General features: G+C 39.3%; 2 protein-coding genes. Both read left to right on the top strand.

The window, feature by feature from the left end:
* A partial coding sequence (locus tag ACXM1Q_RS09015; protein WP_458517772.1) for a YPDG domain-containing protein occupies positions 1–1800 on the top strand: 1800 nt, incomplete at its 5' end.
* Between the two features lie 392 nt (positions 1801–2192).
* Positions 2193–2672 carry a sigma-70 family RNA polymerase sigma factor gene (locus tag ACXM1Q_RS09010; RefSeq protein ID WP_458517771.1) on the top strand — a complete coding sequence of 160 codons (480 nt, stop codon included), beginning with the start codon at positions 2193–2195 and terminating at the stop codon, positions 2670–2672.
* Positions 2673–2912: the final 240 nt, after the last annotated feature.

Here is a 2912-nt window from a genome sequence, read left to right as displayed (position 1 = left end):
TTTGAGTCTAATAACCCAGCAGTTAAGGTAGATCCAAATACAGGTGCGATCACAGTAGACGTACCAGCGGATGCGAAACCAGGTGATGTCATTGAAGCAGTTGTGACAGTGACTTACCCAGATGGATCAAGTGATCAAGTAATAATCAAGATTCCAGTAGCTGAGAAAGATCAAACAGACGCAGGTAAGAACGATCCTAAGTTTGAAGAGAAATCTGGTAAACCAGGAGAAACAGTTGAGATTCCAGCACCGAAGAACGCAGATGGCAGTGAGTTGCCAGCAGGTTCTAAGTTTGAGTCTAATAACCCAGCAGTTAAGGTAGATCCAAATACAGGTGCGATCACAGTAGACGTACCAGCGGATGCGAAACCAGGTGATGTCATTGAAGCAGTTGTGACAGTGACTTACCCAGATGGCTCAACAGATAAGGTTCCAGTCACTGTTAAGGTTGTAGATCCAACAACAGATGCAGGTAAGAACGATCCTAAGTTTGAAGAGAAATCTGGCAAACCAGGAGAAACAGTTGAGATTCCAGCACCGAAGAACGCAGATGGTAGCGAGTTGCCAGCAGGTTCTAAGTTTGAGTCTAATAACCCAGCAGTTAAGGTAGACCCAAATACAGGTGCGATCACAGTGGACGTACCAGCGGATGCGAAACCAGGTGATGTGATTGAAGCAGTTGTGACAGTTACTTACCCAGATGGTTCAAGTGATCAAGTAACAATCAAGATTCCAGTGGCTGAGAAAGATCAAACAGACGCAGGTAAGAACGATCCTAAGTTTGAAGAGAAATCTGGCAAACCAGGAGAAACAGTTGAGATTCCAGCACCGAAGAACGCAGATGGCAGTGAGTTGCCAGCAGGTTCTAAGTTTGAGTCTAATAACCCAGCAGTTAAGGTAGACCCAAATACAGGTGCGATCACAGTAGACGTACCAGCGGATGCGAAACCAGGTGATGTGATTGAAGCAGTTGTGACAGTTACTTACCCAGATGGTTCAAGTGATCAAGTAACAATCAAGATTCCAGTGGCTGAGAAAGATCAAACAGACGCAGGTAAGAACGATCCTAAGTTTGAAGAGAAATCTGGCAAACCAGGAGAAACAGTTAAGATTCCAGCACCGAAGAACGCAGATGGCAGCGAGTTGCCAGCAGGTTCTAAGTTTGAGTCTAATAACCCAGCAGTTAAGGTAGATCCAAATACAGGTGCAATCACAGTGGATGTTCCAGCGGATGCGAAACCAGGTGATGTGATTGAAGCAGTTGTGACAGTTACTTACCCAGATGGTTCAAGTGATCAAGTAACAATCAAGATTCCAGTAGCTGAGAAAGATCAAACAGACGCTGATAAGAATACTCCAGTTGCACAAGATCAGACAGTGAAACCAGGAGAGGCTGTAGATCCAAGCAAATCTATCAGTAACTTATCAGATCTTCCAGAGGGTACTAAGGTAGCCTTTGAGACTCCAGTAGACACAAGTACAGCAGGCGATAAAGTAGCGACTGTAGTTGTGACTTACCCAGACGGCTCTCAAGATAAACTACAGGTACTTGTTAAAGTTGTTCTTCCAGATAACGATACAAGACCAAATTCAATGGGAGAATCGACTACTGGAGTAGGATTGTCTAAGGACGGACAAGTTGCAGCATCAATGGATTCTGTGAGCCAAGTTCCTATCTACAATCAAGAAAACTTACCAAATACAGGTGAGGAGACGGATGCAGGTGCAGTAGCACTTGGTCTGGGAATGCTTTTAAGTGCTGTTGGACTTAAAGCAAGACGTCGTCGTGAAGAAGATTAATGGCAAATAGAGAATCGAATTGATTGTATTTATTTGTATCGTGTAGTGAGTGTTAACAACATCACTATGGACTTGATGAAACTACTTCATGATTGATTTCAAATAAGTAGAATTTTATAACACCTCAATCTTTTAGATATGACTCTAAAGGATTGGGGTGTTTTTGATATATAAAAAATGTTAAGATCGTATTTTATGCAAAAGCCAAGAGTATTATGGAATGAATAAGAGAGATTTTTCTTAATAGATCTTTTGCCTGAAATGTCAAATTTTTGCCTCAAATGATCTTTTTTTCTATTTTTATTTTCGAATAAAGAAGTAAAGCGACATCTTAGGAAATATCGCCCAAAACTTCATAAGTATTTGATAGGATAAGAAGGAAAGGATACATTATGAATTTTGAATCAACGTATAAAAAAGTTCGTGGAACAGTTTTAAAGTGTCATCGGGAATTTTATTTACACTTATGGGATACCTGTGACTGGGAGCAAGAAGGAATGATGGTTTTGTACTATTTGATTAAAAGTAATCCCATTGTTTTAAAAGATGATGAGAAATTACATGTATATTTTAAGACGAAATTTCGGAACCATATTATTGATAAGGTGAGAATGCAGGAAGCTAAGAAACGGACACTCGACAATAAGACTTATGTAGAAGTTTCTGAAGTTGGTCATTTATTAGCTGAAACGGGATTATATATGGATGAATTAGTTCTCTTTAAGAATCGAATGTTAGAATACAGACAGACATTAACAGAACAAGAATTAGATAATTATCAACGGTTGATTAGTAATCAATGTTTTAAGGGTAGGAAAAAAATGTTGAAAGAGATGGCGTCTTATTTTGAAGAATTTGATCCAAGAAAGTAACTCTTCCAAATGGCTGACATCAGTTTTACAAGAGGAATTTTAAAGAATTTAAAAAAAATATTATTTTTTTTAAAAAAAGTGTTGACAGTTTTTAAGGTCGGTGATATACTTAGATAGTTGTCTCGTGAGAGGCATGACCTTTGAAAACTGAACAAGACGAATACCAATGTGTGGGTAGTAGAAATACTACCTGTCAATGAAAAAGCAATAAATCTGTCAGTGACAGAAATGAGCAGCAGC

The sequence above is a fragment of the Streptococcus sp. 10F2 genome (assembly GCF_054331515.2).
Note: the sequence above shows the minus strand (reverse complement) of the source record. Positions and strands in the feature narration are given on the sequence as shown.